Origin of the sequence: Rathayibacter sp. VKM Ac-2857 (assembly GCF_013205025.1) — a bacterium.
In the GTDB taxonomy this organism is placed as follows: domain Bacteria; phylum Actinomycetota; class Actinomycetes; order Actinomycetales; family Microbacteriaceae; genus Rathayibacter.
In genome coordinates this window covers 552,839-574,847 of the sequence record NZ_JABMLE010000001.1, presented here as the reverse complement: position 1 = coordinate 574,847, position 22,009 = coordinate 552,839, and the positions used below count along the sequence as shown (strand labels likewise).

Genomic DNA, 22,009 nt, shown 5'->3' with positions numbered 1-22,009 from the left:
GTGCGGTCGACTTCGGTCTTCGGTACGGGCGAAGCGCCCTGTTTCGGTCCGAATCGAATGAGGTCCCCCACCATGCGACACCGGAATCGGCAGGGCTGAGATGCTCGCCTACATCGTCCGACGCATTCTCCAAGCCGTCCCCGTGCTCATCGGCACGACGTTCCTCATCTACTTCATGGTCTTCGCCATGCCGGGGAACCCGCTCCTCTCGCTCTTCGGCGACAAGACGCCGAACCCGGCGCTCCTGGCCCGCCTCGAGGAGCAGTACCACCTGAACGACCCGTTCTTCGTCCAGTACCTCTACTACCTGGGCGGCGTCGTCCGCGGCGACTTCGGGATCTCGTTCTCGGGCCAGTCGGTCAACGACATCCTCGCCCGCACCTTCCCCGTCACGCTGACCCTCGCGATGATGGCGATCATCATCGAGATCGTGCTCGCGCTGACCATCGGCCTCATCAGCGGCCTGCGCAAGGGCTCGTTCTTCGACGCCAGCGCGCTGGTCGTCAGCCTGCTGCTCGTCTCGGTGCCGATCTTCGTGCTCTGCTTCATCGCGCAGACGTTCTTCGCCGTCCAGCTCGGCTGGTTCCCGCCCACGGTCGGCGGCCAGGCGACGTTCGAGCGGCTGCTGCTGCCGGCCATCGTGCTCGCGCTGTTCGTGGTCGCCTCGGCGATCCGCCTCACCCGCGGCTCGGTCATCGAGACCGCCGGCTCCGACTTCGTGCGCACCGCCTACGGCAAGGGGCTCTCGCGACGACGCGTCATCCCCGTGCACATCCTGCGCAACTCGCTGATCCCCGTCACGACCCAGTTCGGCGCCGACTTCGGCCTGCTGATCGTCGGCGCGACGGTGACCGAGGGCATCTTCAACGTTCCCGGCGTCGGGAACACGCTCTACCAGGCGATCATCCGAGGGGAGCGACCGACCGTCGTCTCCTTCGTCACGGTCATGGTGCTGTTCTACCTCGTGGTGAACATCCTCGTCGACCTGCTCTACGCCGTACTCGACCCGAGGATCCGCTATGCCAAATGAGTTCTCCGGCGGCGCGCAGAAGGCCCGCCGCATCGACCACTTCGTCGCCCCGCTCGAGGAGACGCCGATCGCCACGATCGACGCCGTCTCGCTCGACGACAAGCCCAGCAACCTCTGGACCGACGCCTGGCAGGACCTGCGCAAGCGCCCGATGTTCTGGATCTCGGGCGCGCTGATCCTGCTGATCCTCGCGGTCGCGCTGATCCCGTCGCTGTTCACCTCCGTCGACCCCCGCGCCTGCGACCTCGGTCTCAGCAACCAGGGTCCCGGCGACGGCAGCGTCCTGGGCTACACGAAGCAGGGCTGCGACGTGTACGCCCGGATCATCCACGGCACGTCGACGTCGCTCTCGGTCGGCCTCATCGTGATCCTGATCACGACGCTCACCGGCGTCGTCGGCGGCGCGCTCGCCGGCTTCTTCGGCGGCTGGGTCGACACCGTGATCATGCGCGCGGGCGACATCTTCTTCTCGATCCCCTACATCCTCGCCGCGGTCGTCATCATGTCCGTCTTCTCGGCCCACCGGAACGTGTTCGTGATCGCCCTGGCGATCGGCGCGTTCGCTTGGCCCACCACCGCCCGCGTCCTGCGGTCGGAGGTCCTCCGGGTGAAGCAGTCCGACTTCGTCGGCGCCGCGACGGCCACCGGCCTGTCGAAGATGGCGATCCTGTTCCGCCACGTGCTGCCCAACTCCATCGCCCCCGTGATCGTCGTCACGACGATCTCGCTCGGCGCGGCCATCACCGCGGAGGCGACGCTGTCGTTCCTCGGTGTCGGCCTGCCGGGCTCGGTGATGTCGTGGGGCAACGACATCAGCCAGGCGCAGCGCGACCTGCGGACCAACCCGCAGACGCTGATCTACCCGTCCGCCGCGCTGACCATCACCGTGCTGAGCTTCATCCTGATGGGTGAGGCCCTGCGCGACGCGCTCGACCCGAAGGCGAGGGCCCTCCGATGACGAACACGACACCCACCACGCCGAAGGGCCCGCTGCTCGAGGTCACCGACCTCGAGGTCGGCTTCCAGACCGGCAGCGGACTGGTCAAGGCCCTCCGCGGCGTCAGCCTGACGATCGAGCACGGCCAGACCGTCGCGATCGTCGGCGAGTCCGGCTCCGGCAAGTCGACGACCGCCGCGGCGATCATCGGCCTGCTCCCCGGCAGCGGCAAGGTCACCGCGGGCTCCGTGCTGTTCGACGGCAAGGACCTGGCGAAGGCGACCCGGACCGAGCTCGAGGACATCCGCGGCCGCCGGATCGGCTACGTGCCGCAGGACCCGATGTCCAACCTCAACCCGGTCTGGTCGATCGGCTTCCAGGTCGAGGAGACGATCAAGGCCAACGGCCTCGCCTCCGGCCGCAAGGAGGTGCGCGCCAAGGCGATCGAGGTGCTGCAGAACGCCGGTCTCGCCGACGCGGAGAAGCGGCTCAAGCAGTTCCCGCACCAGTTCTCCGGCGGCATGCGCCAGCGCGTGCTGATCGGCATCGGCCTGGCCGCGTCGCCGCAGCTGCTCATCGCGGACGAGCCCACCTCGGCGCTCGACGTCACCGTGCAGCGGCGCATCCTCGACCACCTCGAGACCCTGACGAAGACCGACGGCACCGCGCTGCTCTTCATCACGCACGACCTCGGCCTCGCCGCCGAGCGCGCCGAGAAGCTCATCGTCATGTACAAGGGCCGCATCGTCGAGTCGGGCGCCTCGGTGGAGGTGCTGCAGAACCCGCAGCACCCCTACACGCAGCGCCTGATCGCGGCGGCGCCGAGCCTCGCCTCGCGCCGCATCCAGTCCACGGCCGGCGCGGCCACGGAGTCGGTGCCCGGCGAGTCCGCCGCCGTCCGCGAAGTCGACCTGGTCGGCGCCGCTGGCGCCCACCACGGCGGCGCGACGACCACCGCGCGGCCGATGATCGAGCTCGACGGCCTCACCAAGGTCTTCAAGATCCGCCGCGGCGGGCTGAAGGCCGAGGACTTCACGGCCGTCGACAACGTCTCGTTCTCGATCCCCAAGGGCACCACCACGGCGCTCGTGGGGGAGTCGGGCTCGGGCAAGTCGACGATCGCCCGCCTCGTGCTGGGCCTCGAGACCGCGACCTCCGGAGCGATCTCGATCGACGGCCGCCGCACCGAGAAGCTCAAGGGCAAGGAGATGCTCGCGCTGCGCCGCTCCATGCAGCCGGTCTTCCAGGACCCGTACGGCTCGCTCGACCCGCTGCACAACATCGGCAACACCATCTCGGAGCCGCTGCGGGTGCACAAGGTCGGCGACCGCACCTCGCAGCGCGAGCGGGTCTTCGAGCTGCTCGACCAGGTGTCGCTGCCGCGCGTGATCGCGGGGCGCTACCCGAACGAGCTCTCCGGCGGCCAGCGCCAGCGCGTGGCGATCGCCCGCGCGCTCGCGCTCAAGCCCGAGATCGTGGTGCTCGACGAGGCGGTGTCGGCCCTGGACGTCCTCGTCCAGGCGCAGATCCTCCGCCTGCTGGCCGATCTGCAGGCCGAGCTCGGGCTCACCTACCTGTTCATCACGCACGACCTGGCGGTGGTCCGCGTGATCGCCGACGACGTCTGCGTGATGCAGAAGGGCCGGATCGTCGAGCACGCCTCGACCGACACCGTGTTCGAGTCGCCGGAGCAGGAGTACACCCGCGAGCTGCTCGCCGCCATCCCGGGCGCCGGGATCGAGTTCGCGGTCTGATCCGCTGACACGGTCGCTCCGACCGCTGCCGAGGGCCCCGTTCCGGGCCGGCGACACCCGATGTTCATCGGGCCGCCGACCGGAAACGGGGCCCTCCGTCGTCGGACCGCGCGCCTGCGGTACGATGGATGGTCCCCCTTACTGCACGAGAACACGAGACGAGTCCGTTCACATGGCAAGTGCCACCCGCTCCGACCTGCGCAACGTCGCGATCGTCGCCCACGTCGACCATGGCAAGACCACCCTGGTGGACGCCATGCTCAAGCAGACGAACTCCTTCGACGCGCACGCCCACGTGGACGAGCGCGCGATGGACTCGAACGAGCTCGAGCGCGAGAAGGGCATCACGATCCTCGCGAAGAACACCGCTGTGTCCTACAGCGGCAAGCACGCGACCGACGGCCCCATCACGATCAACGTGATCGACACCCCCGGCCACGCCGACTTCGGCGGCGAGGTCGAGCGCGGTCTGTCGATGGTCGACGGCGTCTGCCTCCTCGTCGACGCGTCGGAGGGCCCCCTCCCGCAGACCCGCTTCGTGCTCCGCAAGGCGCTCGAGGCCAAGCTCCCCGTCATCCTGCTGGTCAACAAGACCGACCGCCCCGATGCGCGCATCGACGAGGTCGTCGCCGAGAGCCAGGACCTGCTCCTCGGCCTCGCCTCCGACATGGCGGACGACGTCCCCGACCTCGACCTCGACGCGATCCTCGACGTCCCCGTCGTCTACGCGTCCGGCAAGGCCGGCCGCGCCTCCTCGAACAAGCCGGAGGACGGCACGCTGCCCGACGCCGAGGACCTCGAGCCGCTGTTCGAGGCGATCCTCAAGCACATCCCGGCGCCGACCTTCGACGACGAGGCGCCCCTCCAGGCCCACGTCACCAACCTCGACGCGTCGCCGTTCCTCGGCCGCCTCGCCCTCCTCCGCGTCTTCAACGGCACGATCAAGAAGGGCCAGACCGTCGCCTGGGTCCACCACGACGGCTCGCACACCAACGCGCGCATCACCGAGCTGCTGATCACCAAGGCGCTCGACCGCTACCCGGCCGAGACCGCCGGCCCCGGCGACATCGTCGCGATCGCGGGCTTCCCCGAGATCACCATCGGCGAGACCATCGCCGACCCGGAGGACATCCGCCCGCTGCCGGCCATCACGGTCGACGACCCGGCGATCTCGATGACCATCGGCACCAACACCTCGCCGCTGGTCGGCAAGGTCAAGGGCCACAAGCTCACCGCGCGCATGGTCAAGGACCGCCTCGACCGCGAGCTCATCGGAAACGTGTCGCTCAAGGTCCTCGACATCGGCCGCCCCGACTCGTGGGAGGTCCAGGGCCGCGGCGAGCTCGCGCTGGCCATCCTCGTCGAGCAGATGCGCCGCGAGGGCTTCGAGCTCACGGTCGGCAAGCCCCAGGTGGTCACCCGCCAGGTCGATGGCAAGGTGCACGAGCCCTTCGAGCACCTCACCATCGATGCTCCGGAGGAGTACCTCGGCGCGATCACGCAGCTCCTCGCCGCTCGCAAGGGCCGCATGGAGAACATGGCGAACCACGGCACCGGCTGGGTCCGCATGGAGTTCATCGTCCCCTCGCGCGGCCTGATCGGCTTCCGCACCGAGTTCCTCACCACCACCCGCGGCACCGGCATCGCGAACGCGATCCTGCACGGCTACGAGCCGTGGGCCGGCGCCATCGTCACCCGCAACAACGGCTCGATCGTCGCCGACCGCACCGGCGTCGTGACGCCGTTCGCGATCATCGCGCTCCAGGAGCGGATGACGTTCTTCGTGAACCCCACGGAGGAGGTCTACGAGGGCATGGTCATCGGCGAGAACTCGCGCAACGACGACATGGACGTGAACATCACCAAGGAGAAGAAGCTGACCAACATGCGTCAGTCCACCTCCGACACCTTCGAGTCGATGACGCCCTCGCGCCAGCTGACGCTCGAGGAGTGCCTCGAGTTCGCCCGCGAGGACGAGTGCGTCGAGGTCACCCCCGAGGTCGTCCGCATCCGCAAGGTCGAGCTCGACGCGAACTCGCGCGCCCGCGCGACGAGCCGCCTCAAGAAGCAGGCCTGATCCCCGGCGCCCCAGCGGCGCCCTCCTACGACGAACGACCGGCCGGAGCCCGCTCCGCCGGTCGTTCGTCGTTCCGCCGTCCGCCGGGTCTCGATACGCCCTCTCCGAGGGCTACTCGACCAGCATGGAACGCAGCGCCGTCGCAGACGGCTCGGCCGGCGTGGAGCGCAGCGCCCTCGCATGCTGCACGACTGGCCGACCGCGGGGACCGCTTCATGCTGGTCGAGTAGCCGCGGAACGCGGCGTATCGAGACCCGGGTCCTGCAGAGGGTGGGTCTCGATACGCCCTCTCCGAGGGCTACTCGACCAGCATGGGCTGCAGCATGCTGGTCGAGTAGCCGCGCAGCGGCGTATCGAGACCCGGCCGTCAGCCCGCAGGCGTCGGCGTCGCCGTCGCGCCTTCAGCCTCGAGCGTGGCCGTGATGAAGGCGACGAACGCGTCCGCGTCGTCCGGCTTCCCCGTGTACTGCTCGCCGTTGACGAGCACGGTCGGCGTCGAGCTCAGCTTCGCGACCGAGGAGTTCGCCAGCGTCCCACTCGTCGCCCGTTTCGTCGCCGCCGCGACCCACGGCCGGAACTCGCCGCTCGTGATGCAGGCCAGCACGTCGTCGTCCGTGACGCCCGCCCCGGTCACCAGGGTCCGCAGCTCGTCGTCGCTCAGCCCGGTCGTCCCCTCGGCCGGCTGCTTCGCGAACAGCGCCTCGTGCACCGCGAGGAAGCGGTCCGGGTCCTCGTCCGCCACGCAGGCCGCCGCGTTCGCCGCCCGGCTCGAGTACTCCGACCCCGCCGAGGAGGAGTCGAGGATCGCGACCGGATGGATCTCGAGCGTGATCGCCCCCTGCGTCAGCCACGACTGGAGGTTCGCCATGTTCGCCGTCTCGAACTGCCCGCAGTACGGGCACAGGTAGTCCACGTACAGGTCGACGGTGACGACGCCGCCCGCCCGCGTGGCCGCCTCGTCAGTCGGCACCGGCTCCTCGCCCGCCTCGAGGGGAGCGGTCGTCACCGGCGTGATCGCCGACTCCGCCCCCGCGAGCACGATCCCGTCGCTCAGCATGTTCGCCGGCCCGGTGCTCGCGATCTCCTGCTGCGACCAGACGTTCCAGGCGACCAGCGCCACGACGGCGAGCACGCCGACCGCCGCACCGCTCTGCCCGAGCACCCGGTTCCGCCGCTTCCTGCGCCGTTCCTGCTCCCGCCGCTCCCGTGCCTCGATACGGGCGAGCTCCTGGCGCTCGCGCTTGGTCGGCTGGTTCTTCGCACTGTTCCCGGACATCGACGACGACGCTAGGGAGCCGACCTTGCCGCACTCGGAGAGGCAGCCGCCGACGACCTGTGCCGGCATGGAGATTCCCTCAGGAACGTCGGCGGATCAGGCGAACAGCCCCGACCCCACGAAGTCGCCCTCGTCGCGCACCCCCGGCGGGACGGCGAAGACCGCCGAGCCGACGTGCTTGATGTACTCGTTGAGCGCGTCGGTGGCGAGGTTCTTCTGGATCGCGATGAACTGCTCCGGCGACCGCTGGAACGAGAGGAAGAACAGCCCCGCGTTCAGCCGCCCGAGCTCGTCGTTGCCGTCGACGAAGTTGTAGCCGCGGCGCAGCAGCCGGACGCCGTTGTTCACGGTCGGGTGCGCGAGCCGCACGTGCGACTCCTGGTCGACCAGCGGCATGCCGGTCGCGCCGGCCGCCTCGAAGTCGGGCTCGGTGAACTCGCCGCCGCCCGAGAGCGGGGCGCCGGAGCCCTTGCTCCGGCCGATCACGCGCTCCTGCTCGCCGAGCTGGCTGCGGTCCCAGGTCTCGATGATCATCCGGATCTTGCGCGCCACGAGGTAGCTGCCGCCCGCGAGCCAGGCCGGGCCGTCGGCGTCCTGCACCCAGACGTGCTCCTGCACCGCGTCCGGCTCCTCGGACTTGATGTTGGCCGTGCCGTCCTTGAAGCCGAAGAGGTTCCGCGGAGTCGCCTGCGCCGTCGAGGTGGAGGAGGTGCGGCCGAAGCCGAGCTGCGACCAGCGGAGCGAGGCGCGGCCGAAGGCGATGCGGCTGAGGTTGCGGATCGCGTGCACCGCGACCTGCGGGTCGTCGGCGCACGCCTGGATGCAGAGGTCCCCGCCGCCCGCGGACGGCACCAGCGCGTCGCCGCGGAACCGGGGGAGCGCCGCGAGCTCGGCCGGCCGCCGGTCGGCGAGCCCGAAGCGGTCGGCGCCCGACTCGTCGGTGAAGAGCGTCGGCCCGAAGCCGAAGGTGAGGGTGAGCGAGGACGCGTCGAGGCCGAGCGCCTCGCCCGTGTCGTCGGGCGGCGCCGTGTCCGGTCCGCCGACCGCGCCCTCCTCGCTGACGTCGAGGCCCTGGGTGAGGCGGGCGGCCGCGAGGGTCCAGTCCTGCAGCAGCTCGATCAGGTCGTCGCGGGTGGCGCTGGAGGCCAGGTCGAACGCGGCGAAGTGCAGCCGGTCCTGCGCGGCCGTCGTGATGCCGGCCTGGTTCGCGCCGAAGAACGGCACGACCCGGGTCGCGGCGGAGGAGGCGGTCGCGCTGGTCGCCGAGGTGACCGCGACCGTCCCGCCGATGCCCGCGGCGAGGCCTGCGGTCCCCGCCGAGACGAGGCCGAGCAGCCCGCGCCGCGAGAGGCGGCGGGGCTGCTCGTCGGGTCGGCCCGACTCGTCGGCGGGGCCGGCGGCGTTCTGCTCGGGCTCCACTACTCCGCGGGCTCCTCGACGCCGAGCACCGTGTGGGTCAGCTGCGAGAGCGGCTCGGACAGGGCGTTGACCTGGTCCGAGAGCTCCTTTTTCTGCTGGTCGGTGACGCTCGAGTAGGCGACGAAGCCGGAGTCGATCGAGCCGTACTGGGCGAGCATCGTGTCGAGCTCGGCGAAGCGCTGGCCGATCTCGGCCGTGAGCGCGGCGCCGTCGTCACCGGTGGCGGTCGCGATCGGCTCGACGTTGCCGAAGGCCACCTCCGCGCCCTGCACGTTGGCGGCGAAGTCGGTCAGGTCGGTCCCCGACCACCAGTCCTCCTCGCCGGTGATCTTGCCGGCCGCTACCTCGTCGAGCAGGCCGATCGCGCCGTTCGAGATGTCGCCGACCGAGACGGTGAAGTCGGACGCGGCGACGAGGTCGTAGAGGTCCTGCACGTCCGAGACGAGCCCGTCGGCGAAGGCGGTCCGCTGCTCCGGAGTGGACGGCGCCCAGTCGAGCCAGGCGCTCGTGCCGTCGGAGTTCAGCGCGTCGGCGGCGGGGACCCAGAGGTCCTTCTCGATGCGGTGGAAGCCGGTCCAGTCCAGGCCCTCGGCGACGGCGTCGACCTCGCGGTAGTCGATCTTCGGGTCGAGGTCGCCGAAGGCCTCCGCGGTCGGCTCGATGCGCTCGTAGAAGACGCGGGTCGCGGCGAAGAGGCTGCGCGCCTTCTCGTCGTCGCCCGCCGCGTACGCCTCGGCGAAGGCGGTCACGGCGGGCAGCAGCTCGCCGGACTGCGACTTCACGTAGGCGACGTAGTTGGTGACGGCGGCCTCGGTCGCGGCCTGCTCGTCGGCCGACTGCTCGGTCGCCTCGCCGGTCACGATGAACTCGGCCAGCCCGATCGGGGCGCCGACCTGCTGGAACTTGCAGGCCGTGTAGTAGGTGCCGGGCTCGAGCTGGGCGACGTAGGAGACGCTCTGCCCGGGGGTGACGTTCTCCTTCTCGCCGACGATGCGCAGCTTGTCCTCGGCGAGGATCTCGAACTCGTTGACGTCCGATCCGGTGTTCTCGAGCGCGAAGGTGACCGCGCCGGCCTCGGCGGTCGCGGCGGACACCGCGCAGGCGCCGTCCTCGATGGCGACGTCGAGGGCGGCCGCGGAGGAGGCGGCCGGAGTGTTCGCGACGCAGCCGGTGAGGAGCAGGGCGAGAGCGCCCGCCCCGGCGAGGCCGGTGGCGACGCGGGGGAGGCGGGGTCGAGTGCGCGGGGGCATGGTTCTCCTGGTGGTGAGAGGTCGTTCCGGCAGCGCCGGAGCGGGATCAGACGGAGGTGGCGACGGGCGAGGCGACCGGGGCCGCGCTGCCCCGACGCGGCCCGCGCGAGCGGACCTGGCGGACGAACAGGGTCCCGACGACGACGAGGTAGAGCAGCCAGGCGGAGAACTGCAGCGCCGTCGGCTCGGGCGTGTAGTTGAAGAGACCGCCGAGGATCGCGGCGACCGTCGTCGGCAGGATCGGGCCGAGGTCGAACAGCGGAGTGCCCCAGCCGGGCAGCAGCGCCGCCTCCTGCAGGTCGCCGACGCCGTAGAGCAGCACGCCGGCCGCGACGACGATGAGGAAGCCGCCGGTCCAGGTGAAGAAGCGGCCGAGGTCGATCCGGACGAAGCCGCGGAAGATCAGGTAGGAGGCGACGACCGCACTGAGGATGCCGAGGAACGCGCCGATCGTGCCGACCCAGGCGTCCGAGTCGGAGGAGGCGCTGCTCGAGGAGACGCTCGCCCAGACGAACAGGGCGGTCTCGATCCCCTCGCGGCCGACGCTGACGAAGCCGAGCACGACGATCCCGAGGGCGGAGCCGCTGACGGCGGCGTCGAGCTTGGACTCGAGCTCGCCCTTCAGGCTGCGGGCGTTCGCGCCCATCCAGAAGATCATCCAGGTGACGAGGCCGACGGCGAGCAGCGAGAGGCCGCCGCCGAGGAGCTCCTGCGCGGTGAAGCTGAGCCCGTACGGGCCCCAGGTGAGGATCGCGCCGGTGACGAGGGAGAGGACGACCGCAGCGGCGATGCCGGTCCAGAGCCGGGGGAGCACGTCGCGCCGCTGCAGCTTGGTCAGGTACGCGACGAGGATGCCGACGACGAGGCCGGCTTCGAGGCCTTCACGGAGGCCGATGAGGTAGTTTGCGAGCACGCGAGTTCTCTTGGTCGTTAGCGCGGGAGGACGGGCGGATCCCGCCCCCGGTCCGCGTCCACAGGTAAGCCTTGCCTAACCCGTGGACGACTGTAGTGGCCGTCCGCCCGCCTGTCCAGACATGACGCCGGGCGCGCGATGTGCGGGTGCCGAGCGGTCGCCCGGAGCGCTCCGGGCGAGGACACACGGCAGGACGAGAGCACGCGACGGACGAGAGGCGGAGAGTGGACGCGAGTCGAGACGGCGCAGGTGAGCGGGTCGTGGCGGTGCACGCCCACCCGGACGACGAGACGATCACGATGGGCGGGACCCTCGCGCGGCTCGTCGCGGACGGCGCCGCGGTCACCGTCGTCACCGCGACCCGCGGCGAGTGCGGCGAGGTCATCCCGACCGATCTCGCGCACCTCGAGGGCTCGGACGAGCTCGCCGCGCACCGCACCACCGAGCTGGTCGTCGCCCTCACCGCGCTCGGCGTGGCCGACCACCGCTTCCTCGGCGATCCCGCCGCCCGCGCCGCCGGGCTCGTCCCGCGGATCTACCGCGACTCCGGCATGCAGTGGGGCCCCGGGCGCGTGCCCGTCCCGCTCGAGCCGGCCGACCCGCGCTCCTTCACCTCGGCGCCGGAGGAGGAGGCGATCGCCGACCTCGTCGCCGTCCTCGTGCAGACCGGCGCGACCCTCGTGCTCTCCTACGACGTCGGCGGCGGCTACGGCCACCCCGACCACATCCGCGCCGCCCTGATCGCCTCGACGGCGGCCGAGCGGCTCGGACTGCGCTACCTCGCCGTGCTGCCCGAAGCCACTCCGGCCGCGCCCGGTGACGTCGCGATCGAGCTCGACGAGGACGACTACGCCCGCAAGCGCGCCGCCCTGGAGGCGCACCGCACCCAGCTCGTCGTCGACGGAGACGAGCTCCGGCTCTCCAGCGGGCCGCCGTTCGCGATCGGCCGCCTCGAGCGCTTCCGCCCCGAGCGGGCGCCGGTCCCGCCCGCGCCGGTCGCCGAGGAGCGGCCCGACCTGGTCACCCGCATCGTCTCGGGCGTGCTCTCCGTCGTCACCGGCGCGGTGGTCGGCGCGATCACCACGGTCGCGCACCAGAGCACGGTGACCGTCGGCGACGCCGTCCTCCCGGTGGGCCTGGCCGTCTCGCTCGCCGCCGTGCTGCTGCTCCTGCTGGGGCTGCGGCTCGTGATGGTCGACCGCTTCGTCGCCTTCTGCACCGCGATGGGCCTGCTCGGCGCCATCGGGCTGCTCGCGCTGCGGAGCACCGGCGGGTCGGTCCTCGTGCCGGCCAACGGGCTCGGCGTCGTCTGGACCTTCGCGCCCGCCCTGATCGCCCTCGTGGTCATCGCCTGGCCCCGGCTCCGCACGCCGTCCCGCCCGGTTGCGGTGGAGCCCGCGGCCGACAGCACCGCCCCGCCGCTCCCCGTACGATAGAGACCACTGTTCGAAGGGACGTCCACGACCGTGACCTACGTGATCGCACTTCCGTGCGTCGATGTCAAAGACCGCGCCTGCATCGACGAATGCCCGGTCGACTGCATCTACGAAGGCGAGCGCTCGCTCTACATCCACCCCGACGAGTGCGTCGACTGCGGGGCGTGCGAGCCGGTGTGCCCCGTTGAGGCCATCTACTACGAGGACGACCTCCCCGAGGAGTGGTCCGACTACTACAAGGCCAACGTCGAGTTCTTCGACGAGATCGGCTCGCCGGGCGGCGCCGCGAAGGTCGGAGTGATCGCGAAGGACCACCCGGTCATCGCCGTCCTCCCGCCGCAGAGCCACTGAGACCGCGTCCGTGGCACTCGGACCGCTGCCGGACTACCCCTGGGACCTGATGGGTCCCGCCACCCGGGTCGCCTCCGCGCATCCCGGCGGCATCGTCGACCTCTCGATCGGCTCGCCGGTGGACCCGACGCCCGCGCCGATCCGCGAGGCCCTCGCGCGCGCGACGGACGCGCACAGCTACCCGACCACGGTCGGCACTCCCGCGCTGCGTGAGGCGATCGCCGCGTGGTACGCCCGGCGGCGCGGTGTTCCGGGGCTCGCCCTCGACGAGGTCCTGCCCACGATCGGCTCGAAGGAGCTCGTCGCCTGGCTGCCGTTCCTGCTCGGACTCGGCGAGGGCGACGTCGTCGTCCACCCGCGCGCCGCCTACCCGACGTACGCCATGGGCGCCGCGATCGCCGGGGCGTCGGTGCTCGCCTCCGACGACCCCGACGAGTGGCCGGCCGAGACGCGCCTCGTCTGGCTGAACTCGCCCGGCAATCCCGACGGCGCCGTGCTCGACGTCGACGCCCTGAGGCGCGCGATCGACCGGGCCCGCGAGCTGGGGGCGGTCGTCGCGGGCGACGAGTGCTACGCCGAGCTCGGCTGGGACGGCCGCTGGGCCGACGAGCCGATCCCGAGCGTCCTCGACCCCCGCGTGGCCGGCGAGGACCGCCGCGGCGTGCTCGGCGTCTACTCCCTCAGCAAGCAGTCCAACCTGGCCGGCTACCGCGCCGCCTTCGTCGCGGGCGACCGCGAGCTGATCGCGCGGCTCGTGACCGTCCGCAAGCACGCCGGGATGATCGTCCCCGCGCCGCTGCAGGAGGCGATGGTCGTCGCTCTCGCCGACGACGGGCACGTGGCCGGGCAGAAGGAGCGCTACCGCGCTCGGCGCGATCTCCTGCGCCCGGCGCTCGAGGCCGCCGGCTTCCGTGTCGACCGCAGCGAGGCCGGCCTCTACCTCTGGGCGACGGAGGGCCGGCCGGCCTGGGAGTCGATCGACCGGCTCGCGCGCCTGGGGATCCTCGCGGGTCCCGGCGTCTTCTACGGCGACCACTTCACCGAGCACGTCCGCCTCTCGCTGACCGCGACCGACGAGCGCATCGCGGCGGCCGCCGAGCGGCTGGCACACGGGCTCTGACCCTTGCGCGTACCGCGATCCTGAAGGATCTCCACAAGGGACGGGGGCGAGCACTGGGCGATGTCACAGTGCCCCCGCTTTGCCCATAGGCTGTATGCGGTTCGGTCAGCGTCGCCACAAACGGCCCTGGGTCCGGCCAGTTCCAGCCCCCGGCGCCGCCCGCTCCGCGCGAGCGCACCCGGGTGCGACCGATGACCTGGGAGGCGTTGTGACCGAATCCGGCACGCAGAGCGACGGAACCGCGACGGTGGAGACACCCGAGCCCGCCACGGAGAGTGCGCCGGCCGCGGCCGAGGTCCTGCCCGAGAAGGTGACGCTCACGTTCGGTGATCGCACCGCGGAGTTCCCGGTGCTGCGCAGCGTCGACGGCTCCTCGAGCATCGACTTCTCCACGCTCTCCAAGCAGACCGGTCTGATGTCGCTCGACTACGGCTTCGTCAACACGGCCGCCACCAAGTCGAGCATCACCTACATCGACGGCGACCAGGGGATCCTGCGCTACCGCGGCTACCCGATCGAGGAGGTCGCGACGAACGCGACGTACCTCGAAGTGGCCTGGCTGCTCATCTACGGGGAGCTGCCCACCGCGGACGAGCTCGCCGGCTTCGATGAGCGCATCCGCCGGCACACGCTGCTGCACGAGGACCTCAAGCGCTTCTTCGACGCGCTGCCGCACAGCGCGCACCCGATGTCGGTCCTCTCGGCCGGTGTCTCCGCGCTCTCGACCTACTACGAGGACAGCTCGAACCCGAAGGACCCGGAGGCGGTCGAGCTCACCACGATCCGCCTGCTCGCGAAGCTGCCGGTGATGGCGGCCTACGCGCACAAGAAGGCGATCGGCCAGGCGTTCCTCTACCCGGACAACTCGCTCAGCTTCGTCGACAACTTCCTCCGGCTGAACTTCGGCACCATGGCCGAGCCGTTCGAGGTCGACCCGGTGCTGTCGAAGGCGCTCGACCGCCTGCTGATCCTGCACGAGGACCACGAGCAGAACGCGTCGACGTCCACCGTCCGCCTGGTCGGCTCCACCGAGGCGAACCTCTACGCGTCCGTCTCGGCCGGGATCAACGCCCTGTTCGGTCCGCTGCACGGTGGCGCGAACGAGGCGGTGCTGACGATGCTCGGCCGCATCCGCGAGTCCGGCGAGAGCGTGCAGACCTTCGTCGAGCGGGTGAAGAACAAGGAGGAGGGCGTCCGCCTGATGGGCTTCGGCCACCGGGTGTACAAGAACTACGACCCCCGCGCCAAGCTCGTCAAGGAGAGCGCGTCCGAGGTCCTGCAGGCGCTCGGCGTCAAGGACCCGCTGCTCGACATCGCGATGGAGCTCGAGGCCCTCGCGCTGGAGGACGACTACTTCAAGGAGCGCCGCCTCTACCCGAACGTCGACTTCTACACCGGCGTCATCTACAAGGCGATGGGCTTCCCGACCCGGATGTTCACCGTCCTGTTCGCCATCGGCCGCCTCCCCGGCTGGATCGCCCACTGGCGCGAGATGAACACCGACAAGCAGACCAAGATCGGCCGCCCCCAGCAGCTCTACACGGGAGCCCCGGAGCGCCACTGGCCCACCGACCGCTGACCCGGCCCGAGGAGCCCGCTCCGCGGGCCCGCCCTGCCGGTTGAGGAGCCCGCTGCGCGGGCCCCGTCCTGCTGGTTCTACAGCCCGCTCCGCGGCCCACCATGCTGGTCGAGTAGCCCGCTTGCGGGCGTATCGAGACCCGGCGTCTGCACGTGGGCGGGTCTCGATACGCCGCGTGCCGCGGTTACTCGACCAGCATGTGGTGAGTGGGTCGCGCGCGTGAGCGCTCCTCTTCTTGTTGGCCGAGTAGCCCGCTTGCGGGCGTATCGAGACCCGGCGTCTGCACGTGGGCGGGTCTCGATACGCCGCGTCCCGCGGCTGCTCGACCAGCAGGGGCCGCTCGCGGCCGCATCGAAGCCCCGCGTCAGGCGTGCAGGGCCGTATTCAGCTCGATGCCGGCGCCGGTGCGGGGGAGCACCTCGACCGCGCCGGTGAGCGAGTTGCGGCGGAAGAGCAGGTTCGGCACGCCCGACAGCTCGACCGCCTTGACCGTCTGCGGCCGACCGTCGGCGCGCGGGGCGCCGCCCACAACGACGACCTTCGTCCCCGCCGTGACGTAGAGCCCGGCCTCGACGACGGTGTCGTCGCCGATCGAGATGCCGATGCCGGAGTTCGCACCGAGCAGTGCCCGCGCGCCGATGGACACGCGCTGCACGCCACCGCCCGAGAGCGTTCCCATGATCGAGGCGCCGCCGCCGATGTCCGAGCCGTCGCCGACGACGACGCCCTGCGAGATGCGGCCCTCGACCATCGAGCTGCCGAGCGTGCCCGCGTTGAAGTTGACGAACCCCTCGTGCATGACCGTCGTCCCGGGAGCGAGGTGCGCGCCCAGGCGCACGCGCGACGTGTCCGCGATCCGCACCTTCGCCGGCGTGACGTAGTCGGTCAGCCGCGGGAACTTGTCGATGCCCGCGGCCTGGATCCCGTGGCGTCGCAGCGACGGGCGCAGGCGGGTGAACGAGTCCGGAGCGACCGGACCCGCGTTCGTCCAGACCACGTTCGGCAGGTGCGCGAAGATCCCGTCGAGGTTCACGGTGTTCGGCTGCACCAGCAGGTGCGAGAGCAGGTGCAACCGCAGGTACGCGTCCGAGGTCGACGCCGGCGCGTTCTGCAGGTCGATCTGCAGCGTCACCACGTCGATCCGCACCTCGCGCCGCGCGTCCTCGCCCGCGAGGGCCTCGAACTCGGCCGGCACGATCCACGGGTCGCGTCCCGCGGGGATGGTGCCCAGCCGCGGCTCGGGGAACCAGGTGTCGAGGACGGTGCCGTCCGAGGCGATCGTCGCCAGCCCGTAGCCCCAGGCGGAGGTGGGCGCGGGCACGGCGGAGTCAGCGGTGTTCTGGAGGCTCATGTCGCCCAGGGTAGCGCGCACGATCCGGCCGGTACCCTGGGGCGCATGGCCGTACCGACCTCCGCCCCGGCGCCCGTCGCGCCCCTTGATCTGCGCTCCGATCCGATCGCGCTGACCCGGGTGCTCTGCGACATCCCCTCCGTCTCCGGGGACGAGCTGGCGCTGGCCGACGCGGTGCAGCTGGCCCTCGAGCAGTACCCGCACCTCGAGGTCCTCCGCGACGGTCACACCGTCGTCGCCCGCACGAATCTCGGCCGCGAGCAGCGCGTCGTCATCGCCGGCCACCTCGACACGGTCCCGATCAACGAGAACCTGCCCGTGCGCGCCGAGACGATCGACGGCGTCGAGCACCTCGTCGGCCGCGGCACCACCGACATGAAGGCCGGAGTCGCGGTCCAGCTCGTCCTCGCCGCCGAGCTCGTCGATCCGGTCGTTGACATCACGTGGATCTGGTACGACAACGAGGAGGTGGCCTCCGACCTCAACGGCCTCGGCCGTCTCTCCCGCCACCGCCCGGACGTCTTCGCCGCCGACTTCGCCGTCCTCGGCGAGCCGACGCGGGGCGAGGTCGAGGGCGGCTGCAACGGCACCCTCCGCGTCGACGTGACGACGCACGGCCTCCGCGCGCACTCCGCCCGCAGCTGGGTCGGCGAGAACGCGATCCACGCCGCCGCCCCGATCCTCGACCGGCTGGCCGCCTACGAGCCGCGCGAGGTCGAGGTCGAGGGCCTCGTCTACCGCGAGGGCGTCAACGCCGTCCGCATCAGCGGGGGAGTGGCGGGCAACGTCATCCCCGATCTCTGCACCGTGCACGTCAACTACCGCTTCGCGCCGAACCGGTCCGGCGAGGAGGCGGTGGCGCACCTCCGCGAGCTGTTCGAGGGCTTCGAGGTCGAGGTCGTCGATCTGGCGGAGGGCGCGCGCCCCGGGCTCGACGCCCCGCTCGCGCAGGCCTTCATCGCCGCGGTCGGCGCCGAGGCGAAGCCCAAGTACGGCTGGACCGACGTCGCCCGCTTCTCCGCGATGGGCATCCCCGCGGTGAACTACGGCCCCGGCGACCCGCTGAAGGCGCACGCCGACGACGAGCACGTCGCCGTGCACGAGATCACCGCCTGCACCGACGGCCTCCGCCGCTGGCTGAGCGGCTCCGCGTGAGCGCCGTCCTGACCCGCCTGCCGGTCCGCCGCCGCGCGCAGCTGCGCCTCGTCCCCTGGTGGGCCCGTGTCATCGCGGTCTTCGTCCTCACCCGCATCGTGACGACCGTGATCATGCTCCAGTTCGCCGCGAACCAGCAGGCGAACTCCTGGACCGGCCCGTCGCCGGCCTATGTCGACTTCGCGACGATGTGGGACGGCCGCTGGTACGAGATCATCGCGACCGCCGGCTATCCGACCCAGCTGCCCGTCACCGAGGCGGGCGAGATCGCTGAGAACGCCTGGGCGTTCATGCCGCTCTACCCGGTCGTCGTGCGCCTGCTGATGGTGCTCACCGGCCTCGGCTGGGCCACGGCCGCCGTCGCCGTCTCGGTGATCTGCGCGGCGGTCGCCTGCCTCGTCCTCTACCGGCTGATGCGGCACTCGCTGAGCGAGTCGCAGTCCCTGGTCGCCGTGCTCTTCTTCTGCGTTGCGCCGACCTCGCCGATGCTGCAGATCGCGTACGCCGAGTCGATGGCGATGATGCTCACGGCGATCGTGCTGCTCCTGCTGGTCCGGCGCCGGTTCGCCTGGGTCTTCCCGGTGGTGCTCGTGCTCGGGCTGACGCGCCCGAGCGGCCTGGCGTTCGCGGCGGCGATGGGCCTCTACGTCGTCTACCGGTTCGTCCGGCGTGCGAAGGAGCCGTTCCCGCGGGCCGACGCGGTGCCCGCCGTCGCGCTCACGGCGTGGGGACTCGTCGTCGGCTTCCTCTGGCCGGCCGTCGCGTGGGCGGTCACCGGCTCGCCGACGGCCTACACCGACACGGAGCTCGCCTGGCGCGCCTCCTACATCGGCTACCAGGAGCTCTTCCCGTTCACCCCGTGGTTCCAGGGCGGAGCGTGGTGGGGCGGCTGGTGGTTCGGCGCGCCGATGCTCGGGATCGCGCTGGTCGTCGTGCTCGTGCTGCTGTTCGTCGGCATCCTCGCCTCGCCCTGGACGCGACGACTGGACCTCTTCAGCCGCGCGTGGGTCGCGGGCTACGGCTTCTACCTCTTCGCGTTCTTCTTCCCGCAGTCGAGCACGTTCCGGCTCCTCGGCCCGATGTTCCCGCTCGTCGGGGCGCTCGCGGTGCCGCGCTCGCCCGTCTTCCGGAGCGCGCTGGTGGTCGTCTCGATCGCCGGTCAGATCGGCTGGATCACGATCGGCTGGGCCGTCGACGGCTACGACTGGACGCCGCCCTGATCCGGCGTCGATCGAGGAGTGCGCGGCGGCCCCGGTCATGAATGCGCCGGTACCGCCTCTGAGCGGAAGGCCGCTGGGCGCGTGTCCGCGCCGTCTCGGCTCGAGCGCCGCCGATATGCTCGGAGGGATGTCTCCCCTCACTCCAGCCGGTGAGTCGCGACCTCGGCTGCTGCGCCCCGCGCGGTCGCCGATCCCGACCGCGTGCCACGCGACCGCCTCCTCCGCCGTCTCCCGTCCTGCCGCTCCGCGGAACGCGGTCGCCACACCCTCCGGAGCCGGGACGTGACGGCTGCGGCCGTGTCCGCGGCCCCGTCCACCGAGCCCGCGCGGACCGAGCGCCGATGGCGCTCACTCCTGCCGTGGTGGCTGCAGGTCCTGCTCGTCTTCGCGGTGACGCGGGTCATCACGACGGCGATCATGCTGCGCCTCGCGATGAGCCAGGGCGGCGTCCCCTGGACCGGTCTCCGGGACACCTACGTGCGCTTCGCGACGATGTGGGACGGCGGCTGGTACGAGAAGATCGGGACCGTCGGCTATCCGCTTGTCCTGCCGTTGTCGCCCTCCGGAGACGTCGAGCAGAACACCTGGGCGTTCATGCCCGTCTTCCCGTTCACCGTCCGCGCCGTGATGACGGTCACCGGCCTCGACTGGTCGACCTCGGCGGTGGCGGTGGCCGTGGTCTGCGGCGCCGGCGCCTGCCTCGTCCTCTACCGGCTCCTGCGCGTCTCGCTCAGCGAGGGGCAGGCGCTGATGGGGATCGTCTTCTTCTGCGTCGCTCCGACTTCGCCGATGCTGCAGATCGGCTACGCCGAGTCGGCGTCCATCCTGCTGACGGCGACGATGCTGCTGCTGCTCATCAAGCGGAAGTGGCTCTGGGTGTTCCCGCTGGTGCTGGTGCTCGGCCTCCTGCGCCCGAGCGGCCTGGCCTTCGCGGCGATGATGGGGCTCTACTTCCTGTACCGAGTCTGGCGCCACGCGCGGGGTACCGAGCAGTTCCCGCGCTCCGAGTTGATCCTCACCGTCGCTCTGACCGTCTGGGGCCTCCTGGTCGGCTTCGCATGGCTGCTCATCGCGTGGGCCGTCACCGGCTCCTTCACGGCGTACACCGACACCGAGCTCGCCTGGCGGGCCGTCTTCATCGGGGACAGCGAGCTCGTCCCGTTCACCTCCTGGTTCGCCGGCGGCGAGTGGTGGGGCCGGCTCTGGTTCGACTCCCCGCTCGTCGGCATGGGCATCGTCGTCGTCCTGGTGCTGCTCTTCCTCAACATCCTGTTCTCGAGGTGGGCGCGGAAGCTCGACATCTTCAGCCGGATGTGGGTCGGCGGTTACGCCGTCTACCTCTTCGCCTTCTTCTACCCGCAGTCGAGCACGTTCCGGCTCCTGCTGCCGATGTTCCCGCTCGTCGGGGCGCTGGCGGTGCCGCGGTCACCGCTGTTCCGGACCTTCGTCGTCGCGGTCTCGCTCGTCGGCCAGGTCGTCTGGCTGATCCTGTGCTGGGTGTTCACGCCCGGCGACTGGACTCCGCCGTGATCCCGCGGGAGGGGGACGATTTCGTCCCTGGCGCGGATGCACGATAATAGACGGATACGTCACGAAAGGGGAACTCTATGGCGGCCATGAAGCCGAGGACCGGAGACGGACCGATGGAGGCTGTTAAGGAGGGTCGACTCATCGTCGTGCGCGTTCCGCTCGAAGGCGGCGGACGTCTCGTCGTCTCAGTCAACGATGCAGAGGCGAAGGAACTCCACGACGCTCTCGCGTCGGTGGTGACTCCAGCCTGACCCACCAGCACCGTCGAGAACGCCCGCCGCATCCGATGCGACGGGCGTTCCCTCGTTCCCGGGGTCGCGCGGTCAGGCGCGGCGCTTGTTCGCCTGGAGCAGCCCGTCGCCGATCGGCGACAGCACGCTGACCACGGCCGGCGAGCCGCAGACCTCGGCGACGAGCGTTCGGAAGGCGGAGGCGATCTCGTCGCGCTGAGCGGGGTTGGACACCCGGCCGCGCCAGAGGGCGTGCGGCACGAGCACGGTGCCGCCGACGCGGACGAGGCGCAGCGCGTGCTCGACGTTCTCGATGACCTGCAGCGGATCGCCGTCGACGAAGACGATGTCGTAGGAGTTCTCGTTCATCCGGGGGAGCACCTCGAGGGCGCGGCCCGGGATGAGGCGCAGGCGGTTCGGCGAGATGCCCGCCTCGTGGAACTGGGCGCGGGCGTGCTGCTGGTGCACCGCCTCCGAGTCGATCGAGGTCAGCATCGCCTCGGGGGCGCCGTCGAGCAGCCAGAGTCCGCTCACGCCGGTGCCGGTGCCGATCTCGATGATCGACGTGGCCCGCGCGGCGGCCGCGACGAGCGCGGACTGCGCGCCGATCGAGGGCGCGATCGCATCGATGCCCAGCTCGACGGCGAGCCGGCGGGCGGAGGCGATCGCCTCGGGCTCGACGACGGCGTCCTCGGCGTACTTCCAGTTGGCATCCTTGTCGGACACGGGTGGGCTCCTCTGGTGGTGGTCGCGGCGGGCGGATCGCGCCTGCGCATCGCCAGGGTACGGGGGCGCGCGCGGTCGTCGGCGCAGGCGCGGCGGGTTAGTGTTGTCCCGTGTTCGGTTTGACGTTCGACAAGCTCCTCATCATCGGAGTCATCGCCGTCTTCGTGCTGGGCCCTGACCGCCTCCCCTACTACGCCTCGCAGCTCGCTGCGCTGGTGCGGAAGGTCCGCGGATTCGCCACGCAGGCGCGCGAGCGCGTCAAGGACGAGATGGGCGACGAGTTCGACGAGGTCGACTGGCGCAAGCTCGATCCGCGGCAGTACGACCCGCGGCGGATCATCCGCGACGCCCTGCTCGAGGACGAGCCGGCCCCCACGGTGAAGCCGCCCTCGGCGGTCTCCGCGCCCGTCACGGCGGGCGGCGGCGCCTCGACGGCGGACAGCTACTACACGACGATGAAGCGCTCGGCCGGCGCCGGCGAGCTCTCCACAGTGGCGCCCCCGCCCATCGACCTCGAAGCCACCTGACCCGCGCCTGTCGGCCGCGCATGCTGGTCGAGTAGCCCGCGCAGTGGGCGAATCGAGACCCACCCCGTCGGCCGACGTGCTGACGACAGCGGGTCTCGATACGCCCCTTCGGGGCTACTCGACCAGCA

19 protein-coding genes are annotated in these 22,009 nt (G+C 71.1%); 13 read left to right on the top strand and 6 right to left on the bottom strand.

Annotation, left to right across the window (positions count from 1 at the left end):
* The first annotated feature begins 100 nt into the window (after window positions 1-100).
* The 4 genes from HQQ86_RS02585 to typA all read left to right on the top strand — a co-directional run bounded on the left by HQQ86_RS02585 (window position 101) and on the right by typA (window position 5,798).
* A complete protein-coding gene (locus HQQ86_RS02585) occupies window positions 101-1,030 on the top strand; it encodes an ABC transporter permease (protein WP_159985443.1) in 930 nt (309 codons plus the stop codon).
* Window positions 1,020-1,988 (top strand): ABC transporter permease, encoded by a 969-nt coding sequence (locus HQQ86_RS02580; RefSeq protein ID WP_173286227.1) that lies wholly within the window; start codon window positions 1,020-1,022, stop codon window positions 1,986-1,988. The genes HQQ86_RS02585 and HQQ86_RS02580 overlap by 11 nt, the downstream gene beginning before the upstream one ends.
* A complete protein-coding gene (locus HQQ86_RS02575; protein ID WP_173286225.1) occupies window positions 1,985-3,721 on the top strand; it encodes an ABC transporter ATP-binding protein in 1,737 nt (578 codons plus the stop codon). The genes HQQ86_RS02580 and HQQ86_RS02575 overlap by 4 nt, the downstream gene beginning before the upstream one ends.
* Before the next feature lie 172 nt (window positions 3,722-3,893).
* Window positions 3,894-5,798, top strand: a complete 1,905-nt coding sequence (typA, locus tag HQQ86_RS02570) for a translational GTPase TypA (protein ID WP_173286223.1) — start codon at window positions 3,894-3,896, stop codon at window positions 5,796-5,798.
* A 367-nt stretch (window positions 5,799-6,165) separates the two neighbouring features.
* Here the strand turns inward: typA and HQQ86_RS02565 are convergent, their stop codons facing one another.
* The 4 genes from HQQ86_RS02565 to efeU all read right to left on the bottom strand — a co-directional run bounded on the left by HQQ86_RS02565 (window position 6,166) and on the right by efeU (window position 10,656).
* Window positions 6,166-7,074 (bottom strand): thioredoxin domain-containing protein, encoded by a 909-nt coding sequence (locus HQQ86_RS02565; protein WP_216844910.1) that lies wholly within the window; start codon window positions 7,072-7,074, stop codon window positions 6,166-6,168.
* 96 nt (window positions 7,075-7,170) lie between these two features.
* A complete protein-coding gene (gene efeB, locus HQQ86_RS02560; protein WP_173286219.1) occupies window positions 7,171-8,493 on the bottom strand; it encodes an iron uptake transporter deferrochelatase/peroxidase subunit in 1,323 nt (440 codons plus the stop codon).
* Entirely contained in the window at window positions 8,493-9,743 is a 1,251-nt protein-coding gene (gene efeO, locus HQQ86_RS02555) for an iron uptake system protein EfeO (protein ID WP_173286217.1), read from the bottom strand. The genes efeB and efeO overlap by 1 nt, the downstream gene beginning before the upstream one ends.
* A 46-nt stretch (window positions 9,744-9,789) precedes the next feature.
* Window positions 9,790-10,656, bottom strand: coding sequence for an iron uptake transporter permease EfeU (gene efeU, locus HQQ86_RS02550; RefSeq protein WP_173286215.1), 867 nt, complete (start codon window positions 10,654-10,656; stop codon window positions 9,790-9,792).
* A 260-nt stretch (window positions 10,657-10,916) separates the two neighbouring features.
* Between efeU and HQQ86_RS02545 the strand changes: the two genes are divergently transcribed.
* The 4 genes from HQQ86_RS02545 (at window position 10,917) to HQQ86_RS02530 (ending at window position 15,142) form a co-directional block, all read left to right on the top strand.
* Window positions 10,917-12,092 carry a PIG-L family deacetylase gene (locus tag HQQ86_RS02545; protein ID WP_367948521.1) on the top strand — a complete coding sequence of 392 codons (1,176 nt, stop codon included), beginning with the start codon at window positions 10,917-10,919 and terminating at the stop codon, window positions 12,090-12,092.
* Window positions 12,093-12,122: 30 nt separating this feature from the next.
* Entirely contained in the window at window positions 12,123-12,443 is a 321-nt protein-coding gene (gene fdxA, locus HQQ86_RS02540; RefSeq protein WP_085475430.1) for a ferredoxin, read from the top strand.
* A gap of 10 nt (window positions 12,444-12,453) precedes the next feature.
* Complete coding sequence (gene dapC, locus HQQ86_RS02535) at window positions 12,454-13,563, top strand: succinyldiaminopimelate transaminase (RefSeq protein WP_173286213.1); 1,110 nt, start codon at window positions 12,454-12,456, stop codon at window positions 13,561-13,563.
* Window positions 13,564-13,861: 298 nt separating this feature from the next.
* On the top strand, window positions 13,862-15,142 hold the full coding sequence (locus tag HQQ86_RS02530) for a citrate synthase (protein WP_173287470.1): 1,281 nt from the start codon (window positions 13,862-13,864) through the stop codon (window positions 15,140-15,142).
* Window positions 15,143-15,506: 364 nt separating this feature from the next.
* Here the strand turns inward: HQQ86_RS02530 and dapD are convergent, their stop codons facing one another.
* Entirely contained in the window at window positions 15,507-16,493 is a 987-nt protein-coding gene (gene dapD, locus HQQ86_RS02525) for a 2,3,4,5-tetrahydropyridine-2,6-dicarboxylate N-succinyltransferase (protein ID WP_173286211.1), read from the bottom strand.
* A 45-nt stretch (window positions 16,494-16,538) separates the two neighbouring features.
* Between dapD and dapE the strand changes: the two genes are divergently transcribed.
* The 4 genes from dapE (at window position 16,539) to HQQ86_RS02505 (ending at window position 20,649) form a co-directional block, all read left to right on the top strand.
* Window positions 16,539-17,648, top strand: coding sequence for a succinyl-diaminopimelate desuccinylase (gene dapE / locus HQQ86_RS02520; RefSeq protein WP_173286209.1), 1,110 nt, complete (start codon window positions 16,539-16,541; stop codon window positions 17,646-17,648).
* Window positions 17,645-18,868 (top strand): hypothetical protein, encoded by a 1,224-nt coding sequence (locus HQQ86_RS02515; RefSeq protein WP_173286207.1) that lies wholly within the window; start codon window positions 17,645-17,647, stop codon window positions 18,866-18,868. Before dapE ends, HQQ86_RS02515 begins: the two co-directional genes overlap by 4 nt.
* A 282-nt stretch (window positions 18,869-19,150) precedes the next feature.
* Window positions 19,151-20,398, top strand: coding sequence for a hypothetical protein (locus HQQ86_RS02510; protein ID WP_173286205.1), 1,248 nt, complete (start codon window positions 19,151-19,153; stop codon window positions 20,396-20,398).
* Window positions 20,399-20,475: 77 nt separating this feature from the next.
* Window positions 20,476-20,649 carry a DUF3117 domain-containing protein gene (locus HQQ86_RS02505; RefSeq protein WP_077221916.1) on the top strand — a complete coding sequence of 58 codons (174 nt, stop codon included), beginning with the start codon at window positions 20,476-20,478 and terminating at the stop codon, window positions 20,647-20,649.
* 72 nt (window positions 20,650-20,721) lie between these two features.
* On the opposite strand, the gene HQQ86_RS02500 is transcribed toward HQQ86_RS02505, so the two are convergent.
* Window positions 20,722-21,354, bottom strand: a complete 633-nt coding sequence (locus HQQ86_RS02500) for an O-methyltransferase (RefSeq protein ID WP_123702830.1) — start codon at window positions 21,352-21,354, stop codon at window positions 20,722-20,724.
* 110 nt (window positions 21,355-21,464) lie between these two features.
* Here HQQ86_RS02500 and HQQ86_RS02495 point away from each other — a divergent pair, with 110 nt between their 5' ends.
* Entirely contained in the window at window positions 21,465-21,881 is a 417-nt protein-coding gene (locus tag HQQ86_RS02495; protein ID WP_123445460.1) for a Sec-independent protein translocase TatB, read from the top strand.
* Window positions 21,882-22,009: the final 128 nt, after the last annotated feature.